Below are 17,436 nucleotides of genomic sequence, written 5' to 3'. Positions count from 1 at the left end.
CCCGCCGTCAGCCGGCCAGGGCGCGGCGGGGGCCTTCCGGTCCGGGGTGCGGGGGTTCACCCGCGGCGCAGGAACATCACGATGGCGACGACGATGACGATCAGAACGACAGTTCCCAGGCCGATGTACATGGCGAATCCTCTTCCTCGGGGTGGGGGAGCCCGCCGACTACGCCCGGCGGACCGGCCGGGGCGATTGCTCCGGCTGGAGGCATCTGCCCTGGGAACCGATCCGCACGCATGAGCGACTTCGACGCCCTGGCTCCTCCTTCGTCCGTCGGCGCCCCCGCCGAGGCGGTCGGCCCGTCGTCCCGGTCTGTCCGCAGGCGGACCGGCCGGGCGGATGCCCGCCGCGTCACCGGACCGCATCCCTTCGGGGCGGAGACCGAAGGACCCCGGTGGGGGAGCGGGCCGCGGCCCTGGCGCTACGGGCCGCTCCCAGCCGTGCCGGATGCCGCCGGGGGCGGTGGGAGGCTTCACGTCCGGGTCCGGGCGTGAACACCGCCGTCCGGGGCAAAGGGGGCCTATGGACGATGCAGCGGCCGACGGGCCGAGAAGGGCCTTCGTACTGGGCGGCGGCGGGGCGCTGGGCGCCCACGAGGTGGGCATGCTGAAGGCGCTGTTCGCCGCCGGTGTCCGGCCGGACGCGGTCGTCGGCACCTCCGTGGGGGCGATCAACGGCGCGGCGGTGGCCGCCGAGCCGTCGCCCGCCGCCATCGACCGCCTCGCCGACCTGTGGACCGGGCTCGGCCGGGCCGGTGTGTTCACCGGCTCGCTCCTCGGACGGCTCACCACCGTCGTGCGCAGCGGCACCCACCTGTACGCGCCCGGTCCGCTGGACGACCTGCTCCGCTCGCACCTGCCCGTGAGCCGGGTCGAGGACCTGGCCGTACCCTTCCAGTGCGTGGCCGCCAGCATCGAGAAGGCCGCCGAGCACTGGTTCGAGGACGGCCCGCTCATCGAGGCGGTCCTCGCCTCGTGCGCCGTACCGGGCCTGCTGCCGCCCGTCGAACTGGACGGCGAGCACTTCGTGGACGGCGGGCTCGTCAACAGCATCCCCGTCGCGCGGGCGGTGGCCCTCGGCGCGCAGGAGGTCTACGTCCTCCAGGTGGGCCGGGTCGAACGCGCCCTGCGGCCGCCGCGGTTGCCGTGGGAGGTCGCGCTCGTCGCCTTCGAGATCGCCCGTCGCCACCGTTTCGCCCGTGACATGGCGGAACTGCCGGGCGGCGTGACCGTCCACGTACTGCCCAGCGGCTCCGCGCAGCCCACCCCCCTCGGCCAGTTGCGCCACCGCACGTTCGGACACACGGCCCAGCGCATCGAGGCGGCGTACGCGGCGTCCTCCCGCTACCTGGACACCGCGCTCGCCGGACCCGGCGGTGGAAAGGCGTCGCAGTGACGTCCCCGGTGGAGGGCACGCCGACGCCGGGCGTGCCGGAGGCAGTGCCGGGCGCCCGGCAGCCGGTGGCGGGCGCGCTTCCCGGGGCGGGGCGCGCGCGGGGGGCCCGGCACCCGGAGGGCGGCGCGGACCGCACGCCACCGGCCACCGACGCCACGGCGGCCGGCCCGCGCCGGCGAGCGGGCGCCACGGCCCTCGCGGTGGCGCGGCGCGCCACCACCGTGCCGCTGCTGCTCGCGCTCATCCCGGTCGTGGCCGCGCTGTTCGCCGTCACCGCCCTCGCCGGTGCGGTGTCCCTCGCCGCCCGCAGACCGGCCCGGCCCGCCCGCGTCATCGGCTTCGTGCTCCTCTACCTGCTGGCGGACTGCGCGGGCCTCGTCGCGGCGGCGGCGCTCTACGTACGCCACCCTCCGGGCCGCCGTGGTGCGCGCGAGGCACGTGTCGCGGGTGCGTACGCGGTGCTGACCCGGCTGCTGACGTACCTGCGCGCGGCGGCGCGCCCCCTGTTCGGCCTCGATCTGCGTATCACCCCGCGGATACCGGCCCCGGCAGAGCAGCCCGGCCCGCCGCTGCTGGTCTTCGCCCGGCACGCGGGCCCCGGCGACTCCTTCCTCGTCCTCCACACCCTCCTCGGCGAGGCGGGCCTGCGCCCGTACACGGTGCTCAAGGGCTCGCTGCGCGCGGACCCGTGCCTGGACGTACTGGTCAGCGAGGTCCCGCACTGCTTCCTGCCCGCGCCGGACGGCGGCGACCAGGAGGCGATCGGCGCGCTGGCCGCCGCGCTCGGCCCGGGAGACGCGCTCGTCCTCTTCCCGGAAGGCGGCAACTTCACCCCGCGCCGCCACCGCAGGGCGGTGGCCTCGCTGCGCCGCCACGGCCGTCTGCGCAAGGCCGCACGCGCCACCCGGCTGCACTACGTCCTGCCACCGCGTGACGCGGGCGTGCTCGCCGCCCTGGAGGCGGCGCCGACCGCCGACGCGATCTTCGTGGCGCACTCCGGCCTGGACGTCATCGACTCCGTCCGCTCGGTCTGGAACGGCATCCCCCTGCACCAGCCGGTGCGGGCCCACTGGTGGCGCGTCAGCTCCGGGGACATACCGCGCACACCGGAAGCCCGCAGCGAGTGGCTGCTCACCCAATGGACCCGCGTGGACGCCTGGATCGCCACCCACGCGCCCCCGGGCACCGCCCACGTCTGACCCCCGCCCGGCCACCCGTCGGCGGCGCTCACGGACCCCGCCAGGTACTCATGTGCCGCCGCTGTCACCCGTTCCGGTCTGAGTAGGAGTACGGATCCGCGGGCGACCGCCCGTCGGCAGACTCGGGGGCAACCGAAGAGGGGGATCCCATGAAGAAGTCTGTCGGCGGCTCCGGTCGCGCTCTCGCCCTGCTGGTGGCCGGAAGCGCGGTCGCCGCACTGACCACCGCGTGCTCCATCGATCTCCGGGACGCGATCTGCAGCTCGGACGAGTACCCGGTCGCCGCCGTCGGGTCCGCCGGCGGCGGCTCCTGCGTCCCGGACAAGGAGCAGCCGCCCAAGGGCAGTGTCCGCTACCCCGAGGGGAAGGTGCCGCAGCACGTCGACGACAAGTGGGACAAGTACTGGCAGAACCACGCGCTGGACGCGAACGGCAAGCTCATCACCGATCCGGACCAGGCGGGGGAGGGGTGACCCCCCCGCGGGGCGATCGGCGTCGCCGGGCCCCGGCAGCGATGAGTTTCGGCGGTGGGGGGAGTCGGTCTTCTCGGATGCGTACTCAAGGAGACCGAGTGTTCGGAGGGAACATGTCCGTCAGTGGGACGGGGCTGCCGGCTGTCGTCGATGCCGGAGTCTGGGCGCGGGAGTTGGCCGCGTTGCGGGCGCGGGAGAAGGCGGCCACCCGGGAGCTGGACGCCATCGCCGCGCAGCGGCGGCGGTTGCCGATGGTGGAGATGCCGGACTACGTGCTGGAGGGGGAGGACGGGCCCGTGCGGCTCGTCGAGGTCTTCGGCGGGCAGCCGCAGCTCATCGTCTACAACCACATGTGGCGGGACGGGGCCGCGTGGCAGTGCGGCGGGTGCACGGGGTTCACCTCGCAGTTCACCCGGCTTCTCGGGCTGGAGAAGTTCGACGCGCGGTTCGTGGTCGTCACACAGGGGCCGATCGACGAGGCGCTCGCGTACCGGCGGCGGGTGGGCAACACGATGACGTGGTATTCGACGGCGAACAGCCCGTTCGGCAGCGACGTCGGTGCCCCGCCGGGCGGCGGCTTCGCCGTCAACGTCTTCCTGCGCGACGGCGACACCGTCTACCGCACCTGGCACACCGACGGGCGCGGCACCGAGCAGTTGAGCCATCTGTTCGGCCTGGTCGACCTGCTTCCCTACGGCCGTCAGGAGGAGTGGCAGGACTCTCCCGAGGGCTGGCCGCAGTCCCCGACGTACAGCCGCTGGGCGTCCTCGCAGGAGATCGCGGCGGCGTACGGGGAGGGCGCGGGCGGCTGAGGCGGGGGCGGTTCCGGGGGTGCCGCCCACGCGGCGGCGGCCCCGGACACCGGCAACCGCGTTGGTGGGGCGCCTAGTTGAGGGGGATCGTGTGGAGGGTCGGGGGGAGGGCCGCGCGGTAGGGGAGGAGGCCCAGGCGGCGGTGCCGGAGGGTGGCCGTGACGGTGACGCGGGCCTGGGCGGGGGTCGCGGCGGGGGCTTTGACGATCACGGTGAAGGTCTCGTCGCCGACCAGGGGGTGGTCACTGGTGGGGTGGATGCGCCATTCGGGGTCGCTGTCGCGTTCGCCCATGCCGATGACGAAGGGGGACTCGCGCGGCGCGCCGGGGGTGACGGCGAGAGTGGACTCGACGATGGCCAGGCGGGCGGTGAGGGTGACGGCGGTGGAGCGGCCCGCCGGGCGGCTGCGGTGGCGGGGGGAGAGGGACCAGGCGATGGGCTGGCGATCGGCGGGGGCGCCGGGGGCTTCGAGGAGGATGCCGACGGCCGCGTCGGCGAAGGGGTCGCCGTTGGCGGGCGGGCGGAAGGCACAGGTGACGCTGAGCAGCAGGTAGTCGCTGTGGGCGGCTTCTGCGGTCAGGAAGCCGAGCCACTCGGCCGTGTCGGCGGCGGCCTCCCGCGGGGTCAGGGGGTGGACGACGGGGGTGCTGACCGACACCCGGCCCTCGACGCGGGGGTGGGGGGCGGGCGACTGGAGGCGCGGGACGCTCTCCAGGGCGACATCGTGGAACGGCGTGGTGGGGAGGGCGAGTTGGCTCATGAGGGGGCTCCGTGCGTCGCGTCGTCCGGGGAACGCCAGTCGCCGATGAGGCAGAAGGCGCCCCAGTCGCGGTATGCGGGGTGACGGGCCCGGGTGGTGGTCTGGGCGTCGCGGAACGCGGCCCGGCGGTCGGGGTGCCGGGCGAGGCGCTCGTACAGCGTGCCGAAGAAGTCGGTGGCCACCTGGGGGTGGACCGGCCACAGGCAGCCGACGACCGCCGAGGCGCCCGCGGCGAGGAACGCGGCGGGCAGGCCGCGCAGGTTGTCGTTGACGTCGAAGCGCCCCAGGGCGGATTCGCAGGAGCTCATCGTGACCAGCTCGACGCCCCGCAGGTCGGCGCGGAGGACGTCGTGCGCGAAGAGGCGGCCGTCGTTGTCCGCGTCCGGTGACAGGAACAGGCACTGGTACCAGGGCGCCCAGTCGTTGTGGGCGCCGTGCGCGGCGATGTGGACGTAGCGCGCGTCGGCGAGTTCGGCGAGCAGCCGACGGGGCGTGGCGGCCGCGCCGAGCACCGCGTGGCCGCCCATCGCCGCCGCGACACCGGCCGCGTGCGGCTCCAGCGCGTCCTGCGCGGGCCGTCCGTGCGGCGTTCCCCCGGCGGCGGAGGCGAAGGCGACCAGCCTCCGGGGGGTGGGGGGCCGACGCACGGGTGAGGGGGGTGTGCGGAGGAAGCCGAGGCTCGGCAGCTGGGTCACGGTCCAGTCCTCGGCGAGGGGACGGCCGTTCACCTCCAGCAGGTGGAACGGCACGTAGTGCAGGGGGCCGTTGGGCCATATGCAGAGGTGCCGTTTGCCCGCCGCCCGCCAGCCGTCCAGCGCCTCGGCGTATCCGGCGAGCAACAAGCCGCTCCGGTCGCGCAGTTGGGTCTGCGCCATCCGACTCACGGGGCGGTGCAGCGGTTCCGCGACGACGGCGCGGCGCAGCTCCGAGACGTCGAACATCAGCGGGTGGGCGGACAGGACGTGGCCCTCGCGCGTGAAGCGGTAGATTCCGGCGTCGACGTCGCCCAGCCGTACGGTGTGGTGCTCCAGGCCCTCGCGCGTCACCGCCAGGCCCGACACCGAGCTGGCGGCGCCCGTGCCGTCCGCCCGGGGGACGTAGCCGAGGTAGAGGGAGAGCAGCACGGTGTCCTCGGGCAGCAGGGGGCACAGCTCCTCGGGGAAGAGCAGTGGGTTGCCGCGCCGGGCGGCGCCCGCGAGAAGCTCCTGGCTGATCCACCGGTCCGCCGCGCGCAGGGTGTTGCGGTGCTCCGTCTCGGGATCGCCGCCGGTCTCGGCCTCGCCGGTGCCGACGTAGAAGAGCATCGCGTCGTCGGGGCCCGGGAGTTCGGGCTCGCTGACCGGACCCGGCAGCCGGGCCTCCTGCGCCGCGACGTGGGCGAGCATGCGCGCGAGCCGGGCGGAGGGGGTGAAGGGGCCGGAACGGTCGGACACAAGCGTGAGGTCGACGCCCTTGGCGGCCTGGTGGAGCAGCGCCATCAGGCCGAAGGAGAGGGCGGGGTAGCCGCTGAGCTTGAGGGTGAGCAGTTGGTAGAGGTCGCGCAGCTTCCAGCCGACGCCCTCGTCGAGTCCGCCGCGCAGCCATACGGACCCGGGCAGCAGCGCCGCGGCGGCCGGGCCCGCGCCTGTCCCGTCCGCCGCCAGCACCGCTTCCAGCCCGGCGTCCAGGCTGGTGAGCGCCAGGCCGGTCTGGCCGCACAGCGCGTAGGACTCCGCGGCCATGCCGAAGTGCCGGGCGGCGAGGGCCTCGTGACCGTACGCGGCCGGGTCGGGCGGGGCGGCCGGATCCGGCGGGGCGGACGGGGCCGGGGGCGCCGGGCGCTCCCCGGAGGCCGCTCGCACCATGACCCGCAGCCCCGCGTCGTGCGCGAGCGTGCCGTCGAGGTAGTGCAGCGCGGCGGCGTGCCGGGCGCACAGCGCGAGGTCGATGTCGCGGGCCCGTGTGGTCAGTTCGCGGCCGAGGTGCTCCTCGCCGCCGCCCCGGGAGTGGGCGGCGAGATGGATGAGGGTCGCCGCTCGCTCCTCGGACGGCCAGTCCTCGCGTTCGGCCTGCGCGAGGACGTGCGCGGCCGCCGCCTCCGGCGGGACGGGTCCGGTGGGGCACTCGACGCGGTTCTCCGGCAGGCAGTGCACCTCGCTGTCCCACCGGGCCCGGCGGTACGAATCCCCCGGCAGCGAGGGGAGTTCGCGGTCGGCGGCCTCGATGAGCCGGAACTCCAGGTCCGGCCTGCGGACGTGCCGGGCCAGGCCGAGCGCCTCCGCGAGGACGCCCGCCGCGTCCCGCACCCCGAACCGTTCCCGCACGGTGGCCAACGGCAGCGGGAGGACGCCCGTCAGCTCGCCGGGCAGGGCGACTTCGCCGAGGACGGCCAGGACCCGCAGCAGGTAGAGACGGCCGAGCGGGTCCCGCACCGGGTCCAGCAGGTCGAACGCCTCGCGGGCGGCGGCGCGGATCTCGTCGTCGTACGGGACCGCGGTGGGCGTGGCCGCCTGCCCCGGCTCCCGCGCCAGGTCCGCGAGGACGGACAACGCCTCCGCCAACGACTTGAGCACGCGCGCCCGTTCGTGCCCGCGTGACAACTTCGCGCCCTCGCGCAGGTAGCGCACCGCCTCCCCGACCGCCTCCAGCGGCGGCGGCATCTCGGCGGTCTCGGGCTCGCCGACGGCCCCCGCGCCGTCGGGGTGGACCGCGCGACGCCGGGCCGCGCGGTCGCGCCACAGATCGTTGGCCGACGCGAAGGTCAGTCCGGAGGTGTGGGCCACGTACGGACTGAGACGCAACAGGCCTGCCGCGTAGAGGGTTTCGGCGAGTTCGGCGGGGTCGTCCCCGGTACGGACCCCGGCCCGCAGCTTCGTGATCTGCTCGTCCGCCACGGCGGCGGCGTGGGCGAAGAGGTGGCCGTCGGCGATCTCGACGAGCGCGAGCCGCGCCGCCTCGACATACGCGTCCGCCGCCCACCACCACGGTGTGTCCCGCTCGGCGGCCCACCGCGCACGCGTGGCCTCCAGGGTGAGGGTGAGCGCGGGCAGGGCGTCGACGGGGTTCCCGGCCTCGACGAGCCGGGCGGCGCCGAGCAGTACGGAGGCGACGGCGGTCCGGGAGAGCTCGCGCGCCGGGTCGCGCACCCGTGCGATCGCCTCGGCCTGGGTCGTGACCCGCCCGCCGACCTGCGCCGCGAGCGCGACCAACTCCTCCGCCTGGCGCCGCACCTCAGGATTCTCGGACTGCCCCGGTCCCGGCCCGGCGACGGCGGCAGCAGCGGCAGCAGCGGCCGTGCTGTCCGGCGGCGGAGGTTCGGCGGTGGCCCGCCGGGCGCGCGCCTCGTGGGCCAGGAGCAGTCCCGTGGCCCGCGCGAGGTTGGCGAGATACGACTCGCGGTCCGGGGCCGCCGCCCGGTCCACGGCGAGGCGCAGCCACCGTACGGCCTCCCGCAGCAGCGTCACCGACTCCTCGCCGCCGCCCCCGGACCCGGAGGGGGCCGGGGCCGGGGACTCGTCGAGCGCTTCGACGCGCCGCCCGAGAGCGGCGCCGAGTCCGGCTGCTGCCCGCACGGCGCTCACGTCGGGCGACGTGGCGGCGTGGGCGAGCGCGTCCCGGAAGGCGGCCTCGGCCCGGGTGAGGTCGCGTGTGTCCCGGGTGAGTTCGAAGCGCCCGACGAGCGCCTCGGCGTAGGTGGCCGCGCGGGTCGTGCGCCGGGCGGCCGACGGTTCGGGCAGGTCGGCGACCGCGCCCAGCAGGCGTACGGCGGCGGCCGCGTCGGCTTCGCGTACGGCGGCGGGCCGGTCACGGAGGGCGGCGCGCTGCGTCAGCGCGAGGCCGTGGACGGTGTCCCGGTAGGCATTGTCGTCGCCGTCCGCAACCGTCTCCACCAGGCGTACCGCCTCGTCGAGCGCGTCGCCGTCACCGCTCTTCTCGGCCTCGACGACCAGGTCGGCCGCGTGCTCCAGCGGGTCGCGCCACGGGTCGTGGCCGGTCTCCTCGGCGAAGCGCGGCCACAGCTCACGCGGCACCCGCCGATGGTCGACCAGGTAGAGCAGCTTGAACACCTCTATCGCCGTGGCCAGTTCGGCATCGGCCCGCTCGCCGGGTCCGAGGGCGAGGGATCGCGCCCAGAAGAACGCGGCGAGGGTCTGCAGCGTGTCGGGGTCGGGCGCGGCCGGGGAGTCCCGGATGTCGACGAGGAGCGACCGTGCGAGCGCGAGGGCGTCCTCGTCGAGCACGGCACGGGGGTCCTGGCCGGTCCTGGCCTCCCTCACCCGCGCCGCCAGTTCGCGCAGAACGTCATCCACGAATCCCCCGTCCGTCGGCCTGCCCATCGTAGTGAGGGGACTTCCGCCGCCCCGGCGAAACGCGCACCTTGCGGGACGGCGGGCACGGGTGCGAGGAAAGGAACGGGCCCCGCACTCCCCGAACACGGCTGCCCGAGGCCGCGAACCGGGTGCCACCGCCTCGGTGCACCCCCCGGACGTACCCGTGCGGCCAGGCCGGTTTCGACAACGGCCACGGCCCGTCCGAGCCTGCTCCGGCAGGTGCTCGACACCCGCGCCGGTCAGCGCCGTCCGGACGCGCCGGACCGCCGGGCCGTGCCCGGGGAGGTGTCCCCGCAGCGGTCCCTGACCGGGAACGCAGTCAGGTGCGAGGTCCGGGGCCTGACGGACAAGGGCTCGCAGGCGGCGCCGCCCACAGCCGTGGGCCGCCGTGGTCGCGCAGCCTGCGCAGGAAGGAGAGCACGCCCGCGCTGCCCGTCGCCCAGCCCGGTCCCGACGTGGCGAGCGTGTTGTCGGGGAAGAGCGGCCGCCGAGGGGTGCCGCCGCTGCGGGCCAGGATCAGTCCCGCCACCTCCTCGGCGGCGCGGTGCAGACGGCTGTCGCCGGTCGCGGCCGCCGCGTCGATGAGGAGTTCGCCGACGCCGGACAGGCCGCAGCACTGGGACACCGGGCTCATCCGGGGTGCGAGGGCGTGGCACGCCCAGGCGCACTTCAGCCCCAGGTCCGTGGTGAGCGGGTCGGCGTCGTGCCTGCCCGTCTCGATCAGCACCGCCCCGATCCCGGCCAGCCCCCGGCACCAGGACCCGTAGCGCCGGTGGGCCTCGGGCCGGGCCGCCAGGGCGAGCAACCGCGGGGTGTGCGCGACCAGTTCGGCCAGCCCGCGGCGGGCGGCGGCGCCCGCGGCCGGGTCACCGGTACCGCGGTGGTAGGCGTACAGGAAGTGCACGACGCCCGCCGAGCCGTGGGCGAAGCCGAAGGGGAACGCCGCCTCGGAGGCCGCGGCCGAGGCGGGCGGCCCGACGCGCTCGCGCCCGCCCCCGGCTGCCCGCAGCGCCCGTACGCACTCGCTCGCCGCGGCCGTCCGCGCGTCGCCTTCCGCGACCCGGCCTGCGGCGTACGCGTGCCCGGCCAGTGCCAGCAGCCCGGTCCCGGCGCCCGCGGCGCCGCTGATCTGGTCCCCGGTGCCGTCGTACGGGGGCGGGTCGGCGAAGGCCGCGGGCAGGCCGGTGAGCGCGGCGGCCGAGTCGAGGAAGAGGTCGATTCCGGTACGGCCGACGTACAGCCCGGCGGCGAGCTTCGGCAGGTCCGGGTCGTCGGCGGTCCGACGGGCCAGGTCCCTCACGGCCTCCGGCACGCCCGGCTGGTCCGTGTGGTGCAGCAGTTCGAGGCCCAGGCCGGCCGCGCCGTCGTAGAGCGTCGTCCCGGAGCCCTGCCGCCCGTCCCGGGACCGCGCTCCCGCGGGCAGGTCCGCGGCGGCGGCCACGCAGGCCGCGACGGTGTGCGCGATCAGGTCGTCCAGCAGGCCGGGAGTGATCCGCGGCGGCGTCGGGAGCGGGCGCCCGGCGGTCGCGGGCGGCTCCGGTACGCGCCGACCCCGCGCCCAGGCGGTGCGCCGCACGGGATCGGGGTCCATCAGCCCCGCGACGAGTTCACGCGTCGGCCGGTGCGCGGCGCCCGGGAGCGCACCGGCCAGGCAGGCCAGGGTGCGCTCGCGGTTGACGGCGTCGTCCCGGTCGATCACCACCGGGTCCATGCCGGTCAGCGCGAAGTGCAGGGTCGCGCCGAGCGCGTAGAGGTCGTCGGCCGGTCGGGGCGGCCCGCCGGCGCGGTGGGCCGGCATCGAGTAGCCGGGCGTCGCCCCGGCCGGTCGTTCGCCGTGCAGCGCGCTGACGCCGAAGTCCACCAGGGACGCGGTACCGTCCGCGCCGAGCACCACGTTGGACGGCTTGAGGTCGCCCACGACGACACCGCGGGCGTGGACACCGTCGAGCACCGCGAGCAGGCGGCGCGCCAGGGCGGCGATTCCGCGGCCGGTCCCGGCGTCCTCGCCCGGCCACGCGCCGGCGGGCTCGTACGGCCCGTGGGCGAGCACGTCGCGGCGCAGGTCGCGGGGGCCGAGGTCGGTGGTGACCAGGTACTCGTCGTCACCGTGCCTGAGGTGCTCGCGGATCGCGGGGACGCCGTCGAGGCCGGTCAGGGCCGCGAGGACGGCGTGCTCGTGCCGCAGCCGGCCGCGGGCGTCCACACCGTCGGCGTCCTCGCCCGCGTACGCCCTGGCCTGTTTGACGATCACCCGCTCGCCCGTGACGGCGTCCACGGCGCGGTAGACGTCACCGTGCGGGGAGCGGGCGACGCCCGAGGTGAGCCGGTAGCGGCCGCCGATCAGCCGGGCCGGGCGGGGTGGTTGCGGCGGCTCCGCCCGGAACGGGTCCGCGGCCCACGGCGGTTTGCGGTAGCGGGTGCCCGCGCGGCCGGGGAAGGTCACCCCGCCGGGGCCGGTCATGGTGAGCGCGGCGTCGTCGCCGCCGGTGGCACGGAAGGGGCCGTAGCGGTAGGAGACGGGGGAGTCGGGGCGGATCCGCCGGTCGCTGAGCACCCGGGGGGCCGGCCGCCCGGCCAGCAGCTCGGCCAGCTCACCGCCGAGCGCCGCCACGTCCGCCGGCCGCGGATAGACGGTGATTGCCTTCCCGACCAGAGCGGGATCCCGCTCCCCGCTGTTCATCGCCCGCAGTTCCTCGGCGCCCGCGGCGAACTTGGCGTCGCACGCGTACCGCAGCAGCACCGGGACGACCAGGTCCGCGACCTGGCACAGGTCGGCCGCCCGTGCGGAGACGTGCAGCTTCCAGCCGTGGCGGGGGAGTCGGCCGTCGCCGCCCGCGAACAGGCAGAGCCACGGGCCGTCGGCGACCAGCCGCCGCCCGCTGCCCGCGAGCAGCGCCGCGAGCCGCTCGCGCAGGCCGGGGCCGCCGTCCTCCCGGAACCCACGGTCGGCGTCCGCCCGCACGCCGGACGCCGACGTTCCCGGGGCGCGCGCCCCGGGAACGTCCGCGCCCTCCGGGGACGTCCCGGCCGCCATGCCGCGACTAGTCGCAGCCGAGGCGGGTCGTCGCGGTCGGGAAGGGCTCGGGCAGACAGGCCTCGATACCGCGGCCGGGGTCGGCCTGGTCCTCGAACGGCACTTCTTCTTCCTCCACGGCCACGTCCAGTGGGCCGGCGTCGCGGACAGGCAGTGCCACAGGGCTCATGGTGGTCCTTTCGTCGGGAGGGGGACGGGACAGCCCGCCGTGCGGGGTCGTCATGTCCCTGCCAGTCTCGCCATGGCGGTGCGTGCGGGCAAGGAGTGCGAATCGGCCGTTCGCCGGATGCGCCCGCCCCGCGCCGCCGGAGGGCCGGCGCTCCCCGGGTGGTGACCGCCCTGGGTCCGCGCACCGCGGCGGCCCGCTCGCCCATCCCTCGATATTGTCTGAGCACGGTCAAGAATCTAGAGTGGGTGCGGAGCACTGGCCCTTCCGTACCGTCCGGCACACCCCTCCTACCTGGACGTGACATGACGCGACGCCGTCGTACGCTCATCGCCGCCTGCCTGCTGGCCGTTCCGGCCGCGAGTGCCCTGCTGCCCTCCGCGGAGGCGGCCGTGCCGCCCGAGCACGCCGTCGTGGTCTGCCAGAGCGCCAGCTTCTACGCCAACTACGACAGCGCGAACGGCCCGTCGGGGCTGCTGCGCACGCTGGGCTACGGCAAGAAGATCGGCCACACGCCGGGCTCGCACCCCGTCTACAACGGCTGGGCGGCCAGCTTCGACTTCGGGCCCGACGACTGGGGCTATCTGCGGATCGAGTGCATCGGCGGCTACGACTCCTGGTGAGGCCGGATCCGGCCCCCGATGCCGCCCGCCCCTCACACCCCCTTCCAGCAGAAGGAGTTCACCGTGCTGCGAAACGTGACGACGGGCGCCGCTGCCGCCGCCCTGGCCGCCGCCGCGCTGCTGACCGCCGCCGTCCCCGCCGGTGCCGCCGACGGGACGGTCGGCGTGCGGGAGACGGTCTGCGCGCAGGACCTCTACGTCAGGACCGAGCCCCTCGGCGCCTGGACGGGCACACTGTTCCAGGGCCAGACCTTCCTGGTCGAGCAGGTGAACGGCTCATGGGTGTACGGCTTCGCGTACGGCGACATCAACCGGCACGGGTGGGTGCAGAACGGCTGGTTCTGCTGAGGGACGACTCCGTCGCGGCTCCAGGGCCGGGGGGGGTCGGCGGGCGCGCGGCGATCAATGCACCGGACCCGGCCGCGCGGTGTGTGCTACGTTGCGGCCATGCCCACCACGGTTCGTCTCTATTGGCGCTTTACCTCGGCTCCGGGAAGAGCCGCAGGTCACTTGCGCTGACCACGACGACCCGGAGCCACAAGGGTAGGGACATCCGTCCCTGCCCTTTCGCCGTAAGGTGGGCCACTCCGGGTACCTGTGACGACGCGGTGCGAGGCGGACCCACCTTCGTACAGAAGGAATCGCGTCTCCATGCCTTCCGCTATCCCGGACGAGCGGTCACAGCCCACCAACGATCTGCGCGTCCGCAGTTTCCAGCCCCTTGTGTCGCCCGCGGAACTCCGCAGGAGCCTTCCCATGACGGCCGCCCGTTCCCGGGTGGTCCTCGAAGGCCGGGAAGCCGTACGCAAGGTCCTGACCGGTCAGGACGACCGGCTGCTGCTGGTCACCGGCCCGTGCTCGGTCCACGACCCGGCGGCCGCCCAGGACTACGGCCGCCGGCTCGCCGAGGCCGTCGCCCCGCTGAGCGACGCGCTCTGCGTGGTCATGCGGGTCTACTTCGAGAAGCCGCGCACCACCCTCGGGTGGAAAGGCCTCATCAACGACCCCGACATGGACGGCACGTACGACACCCAGCGCGGACTGCGGACGGCCCGGCAGGTGCTGCTCGACATCGTGGACCTCGGACTGCCGGTGGGCTGCGAGTTCCTGGAGCCGACCAGCCCGCAGTACCTCGCGGACCTGGTGAGCTGGGGGGCGATCGGGGCCCGTACCCCGGAGAGCCAGGTGCACCGCCAACTCGTGTCGGGGCTCTCCATGCCGGTGGGCTTCAAGAACGCGACCGACGGCGATGTGCAGGCCGCGATCGACGGCTGCCGCGCGGCAGCCGGTGAGCACGTGTTCTTCGGTATCGACGGGGACGGCCGGGGCGCGATCGTGTCCACCACCGGCAACCCGGACAGCCATGTCATCCTGCGCGGCGGGCGCGGCGGCCCCAACTACGACGAGCGCAGCGTCTTCGACGCCTGCAAGCTCCTGGCGAAGGCGGGAATGCCGGAACACGTGGTTGTCGACGCCAGCCACGGCAACAGCGGCAAGGACCACGTCCGTCAGGAGGCCGTCGTCCGCGAACTGGCCGGACGCATCGGCGACGGCGAGCGGCGCGTGGCCGGTCTGATGATGGAGAGCTTCCTCCTGCCGGGCCGCCAGGAGCCCGGCCCGCTCGACACCCTCGCCTACGGCCGGAGCGTCACCGACGCCTGCATCGGCTGGCAGGAGACGGCTCCTCTCCTGGAGGAACTCGCCGAAGCCGTTCGCCGCCGCCGTGGCGCCGCCCGCTGACCGGTCCACGCACCCGGCCGCGCGCCCGGCGGCTCGCAGCCACCGGGCGCGCGACAGGCCGGACGGGGACGTCCGTCAGGCCGGGAACACGTGCTGGCCGGGAGCCAGCAGCCCGCACGGGTCGTAGCGGTGCTTGGCGGCCGCGAACTCCGCCCAGACGCGGCCGTACTGGTGGCGCCAGTCCGCGGCGCTCATGGGAATGGTGCCCACCGGGTACTGCGTGCCGCCGGCCGCGCGCACCGTTTCGTACGCCGCATGGTTGGCGGCCGCGCGGGCGGTGATCGCGGCGGGGTCGGCCGGATCCAGCGTCCACAGGACCGCGAACAGGTACGGCACCGGGTCGTCCGGCATCCGCAGCAACGGGGTGTGCAGCCGGGCGGCGGAGAGCGGATAGAGCAGGACGACGCCGCCGGGGCCGGTGTCCTCACCGGCCATCCGGTCGAGCAGGGTGCGGGCGAGTTCGGCGGCGCGGTCGCCGGGCAGCAGCAGGTTGAGCCAGGGGTGCGCCCACGCCCAGAAGCCCGCCGCTTGCAGCGCTGCGACGCCCGGGGCCAGCCGGTTGAGGAAGTCGAAGTAGTCCAGGGTCTCGGCGGTGACCGCGCCGGACCGGTCGTAGCGCAGGCCGCGGAGCAGCGCGGTGTCGTCCGGTGCGGGGCCCGCGGGCGGGCCGTAGGCGGTCGCCTCGATGACGTAGCCGGTGAACGCCCCCGTTGCATCGGGGGCGATCGAGCCCTCCACGTAGGTGAACCGCTTGTCGTTCACCAGTCGCCGCTGGTCGTCGAGGTAGGTGGCCAGGTCGGTGTAGGGCAGCAGGAAGTGGCGTACGGAGGTGGGCGCGGTCACCAGTCGCAGCGTCGCGGAGACGATGACGGCGCACTGGCCGAGCCCGGCGAGCACGGCGCGGAAGAGGTCGGGGCGGCGGGTCGGGGAGCAGCTGACCAGTTCCCCCGCTCCGGTGACGACCTGGAGCGCGGTGACGTTGTCCACCTGGGCGCCGTACCGGTGCGACTGGCCGCCGAGTCCGCCGACCGACAGGGTGCCGCCGACCGACAGTTCCAGGTAGTCGGTGAAGACCGGCGGGGTGAGGCCGTGCGCGAGGGTGGCCCGCACGACCGCGCTCCATACCGCGCCGGCGCCGACCGACACGGTTCCGGTACCGGCCGCTCGGTCGCGTACCGGTCCGATCGTGTCCAGCGGCGCGGTCTCGATGATCAGCCCGCCGGCCACCTGCGCCTGGCCGTTGGTGCCGTGGCCCTGGCCGCGGGCGGCGACCTGGATGTGATGGGTGTTGCAGAACCGGACCATCGCCACGATGTCGTCGACCGAGCCGGGCCGCAGGACGGCGGCCGGGAGGCGGTGGACGACGTGGCCGAAGTCGTCCGCGTCGGCGGCGAGCGACGCGGGGTCGGTCAGCAGCGTGCCGTCCAGCTTCGGCACACCGGCCATGCCGTCGCCCAGGGCGTCCCCGGAGTGCGGGCGGGCCGGGCCCGCGACCCAGGAGCGGGCCGACGGGTCGAAGGCGATCACCCCGACGCCCGCGGCCATGCTGTGCAGAACGGTCCGTCGGGTGGGCTGATGGGACATTCTCCGCCTCCTCGGCAGGGCGCGACGTCTCTCGTACGGTGCGGCGCGCCGCCGTGCGGGCACAGGCCGACGACCAGCGCGATGCTATCCGAGGCGGTGTTCACCTGCGGTCACATCGACGGGAACGGGTGTCCGTGTCGCGGTACGGTCGGCGAACGGCCGTACCCCCGTGGTCCCCGCGGTCCCGGTCCCCGCGGTCCCCCCGGGAGGGCGTGTGCCCCCGGTCCTGCGGCCGCCGGACGGACAAGGGACAATGGCCGGGACCGACTTCACCCTGGGGAGACCACGTGGCAGTTCGTGAACAGCCCACTGGGGCACGGGACCTGGCGGAACTGCGGCGGCGGGCCGCCGAGGCAGCCGCCCCCCAGCGTGAGGACGGGGTGGTGGTCTGCGAGAACCTGGTGCGGATCTACCGGACCGAGGGCGTGGAGGTGCAGGCGCTCCAGGGGCTCGACCTGGCCGTCGCCGAGGGCGAGATGGTCGCGGTGATCGGCGCCTCCGGCTCGGGGAAGTCCACCTTGCTGGGCATCCTGTCCGGGCAGGACGTGCCCACCGCCGGTTCGGCCGCCGTGGACGGGCACGACCTGCTGGCGATGAAGGGCCGCGACCGGCTGCGCTACCGGCGCGGGACGGTGGGCTTCATCTGGCAGCAGACGTCGCACAACCTGCTGCCGTACCTCACGGCCGTGGAGAACGTGATGCTGCCGATGACGTACACCGGCGTCCGGCGGTCCCGGTGCCGGGCGCGCGCCGAGGAGCTGCTCGGCATGCTGTCCGTCGCGCACTGCGCGGACCGCACCCCCGACATGCTCTCCGGCGGTGAGCAGCAGCGTGTCGCGATCGCCGTCGCCAACGCCAACGCGCCGCGCGTGCTGCTGGCCGACGAGCCCACCGGCGAGCTCGACACGGCCACCAGCGACGAGGTGTTCGCGGCGCTGCGCCGGGCCAACGAGGAGCTGGGGGTCACGGTCGTGGTCGTCACGCACGACCCGCTGGTGTCCGAACAGGTGCAGCGCACCGTGCTGATCCGCAACGGGCGCACCTCCACCGAGGTGCTGCGACGGGTCGCCACCGGCGAGGACGGCGTGGAGGTGCTCACCGCCGAGGAGTACGCGGTCCTCGACGGCAGCGGGCGGCTGCAGTTGCCCGGCGAGTTCACCGAACGCCTGCACATGCGCAAGCGGGTGCGGCTGGCCCTGGAAGCCGACCACATCGGCGTATGGCCCGACGAGGCGGCGCGGCGGGCCAGGTCCGCGGCGGAGAACGCCGAGAACGCCGAGAACGGCGAGAGCTCCGAGGACACCGGGCCCGCGCAGGACGTGCCGTAGCCCGGGGCC

The 17,436-nt window shown here is 75.2% G+C and carries 13 protein-coding genes; 8 read left to right on the top strand and 5 right to left on the bottom strand.

The window, feature by feature from the left end; genetic code table 11:
• Positions 1-525: 525 nt before the first annotated feature.
• From ACWERV_RS13085 to ACWERV_RS13070, 4 genes are all read left to right on the top strand, one after another.
• Positions 526-1,398: a patatin-like phospholipase family protein gene (locus ACWERV_RS13085; protein WP_452932240.1), complete on the top strand. Its 873-nt coding sequence runs from the start codon at positions 526-528 to the stop codon at positions 1,396-1,398.
• Positions 1,395-2,597, top strand: a complete 1,203-nt coding sequence (locus ACWERV_RS13080; RefSeq protein ID WP_452932237.1) for a hypothetical protein — start codon at positions 1,395-1,397, stop codon at positions 2,595-2,597. Before ACWERV_RS13085 ends, ACWERV_RS13080 begins: the two co-directional genes overlap by 4 nt.
• Positions 2,598-2,746: 149 nt before the next feature.
• Positions 2,747-3,070, top strand: coding sequence for an SCO0607 family lipoprotein (locus tag ACWERV_RS13075; protein WP_452932234.1), 324 nt, complete (start codon positions 2,747-2,749; stop codon positions 3,068-3,070).
• Between the two features lie 113 nt (positions 3,071-3,183).
• Positions 3,184-3,882 (top strand): DUF899 family protein, encoded by a 699-nt coding sequence (locus tag ACWERV_RS13070; RefSeq protein WP_452932232.1) that lies wholly within the window; start codon positions 3,184-3,186, stop codon positions 3,880-3,882.
• A 73-nt stretch (positions 3,883-3,955) separates the two neighbouring features.
• Here the strand turns inward: ACWERV_RS13070 and ACWERV_RS13065 are convergent, their stop codons facing one another.
• The 4 genes from ACWERV_RS13065 to ACWERV_RS13050 form a co-directional block, all read right to left on the bottom strand.
• Positions 3,956-4,642 carry a hypothetical protein gene (locus ACWERV_RS13065; protein ID WP_452932230.1) on the bottom strand — a complete coding sequence of 229 codons (687 nt, stop codon included), beginning with the start codon at positions 4,640-4,642 and terminating at the stop codon, positions 3,956-3,958.
• Entirely contained in the window at positions 4,639-8,931 is a 4,293-nt protein-coding gene (locus ACWERV_RS13060; protein WP_452932227.1) for a CHAT domain-containing protein, read from the bottom strand. Before ACWERV_RS13060 ends, ACWERV_RS13065 begins: the two co-directional genes overlap by 4 nt.
• A gap of 340 nt (positions 8,932-9,271) precedes the next feature.
• Positions 9,272-11,986 carry a class IV lanthionine synthetase LanL gene (gene lanL / locus ACWERV_RS13055; protein ID WP_452932225.1) on the bottom strand — a complete coding sequence of 905 codons (2,715 nt, stop codon included), beginning with the start codon at positions 11,984-11,986 and terminating at the stop codon, positions 9,272-9,274.
• Positions 11,987-11,993: 7 nt separating this feature from the next.
• Positions 11,994-12,146: an SflA family class IV lanthipeptide gene (locus tag ACWERV_RS13050; RefSeq protein ID WP_452932222.1), complete on the bottom strand. Its 153-nt coding sequence runs from the start codon at positions 12,144-12,146 to the stop codon at positions 11,994-11,996.
• Between the two features lie 311 nt (positions 12,147-12,457).
• Between ACWERV_RS13050 and ACWERV_RS13045 the strand changes: the two genes are divergently transcribed.
• From ACWERV_RS13045 to ACWERV_RS13035, 3 genes are all read left to right on the top strand, one after another.
• Positions 12,458-12,775: a hypothetical protein gene (locus ACWERV_RS13045; RefSeq protein WP_398191527.1), complete on the top strand. Its 318-nt coding sequence runs from the start codon at positions 12,458-12,460 to the stop codon at positions 12,773-12,775.
• Between the two features lie 63 nt (positions 12,776-12,838).
• Positions 12,839-13,123: a hypothetical protein gene (locus ACWERV_RS13040; protein WP_452932219.1), complete on the top strand. Its 285-nt coding sequence runs from the start codon at positions 12,839-12,841 to the stop codon at positions 13,121-13,123.
• Positions 13,124-13,426: 303 nt separating this feature from the next.
• Positions 13,427-14,515 carry a 3-deoxy-7-phosphoheptulonate synthase gene (locus ACWERV_RS13035; protein ID WP_452932216.1) on the top strand — a complete coding sequence of 363 codons (1,089 nt, stop codon included), beginning with the start codon at positions 13,427-13,429 and terminating at the stop codon, positions 14,513-14,515.
• 75 nt (positions 14,516-14,590) lie between these two features.
• Here ACWERV_RS13035 and ACWERV_RS13030 read toward each other — a convergent pair whose 3' ends face one another.
• Positions 14,591-16,099, bottom strand: coding sequence for an FAD-binding protein (locus ACWERV_RS13030; protein WP_452932213.1), 1,509 nt, complete (start codon positions 16,097-16,099; stop codon positions 14,591-14,593).
• Between the two features lie 287 nt (positions 16,100-16,386).
• Between ACWERV_RS13030 and ACWERV_RS13025 the strand changes: the two genes are divergently transcribed.
• The gene (locus tag ACWERV_RS13025) at positions 16,387-17,427 is read left to right on the top strand and encodes an ABC transporter ATP-binding protein (protein WP_452932210.1); all 1,041 of its coding nucleotides are present in this window, start codon (positions 16,387-16,389) and stop codon (positions 17,425-17,427) included.
• The last annotated feature ends 9 nt before the right edge of the window (positions 17,428-17,436 follow it).

This window comes from Streptomyces sp. NPDC004031 (genome assembly GCF_053604375.1).
This window is presented reverse-complemented; position numbering and strand designations above follow the sequence as displayed.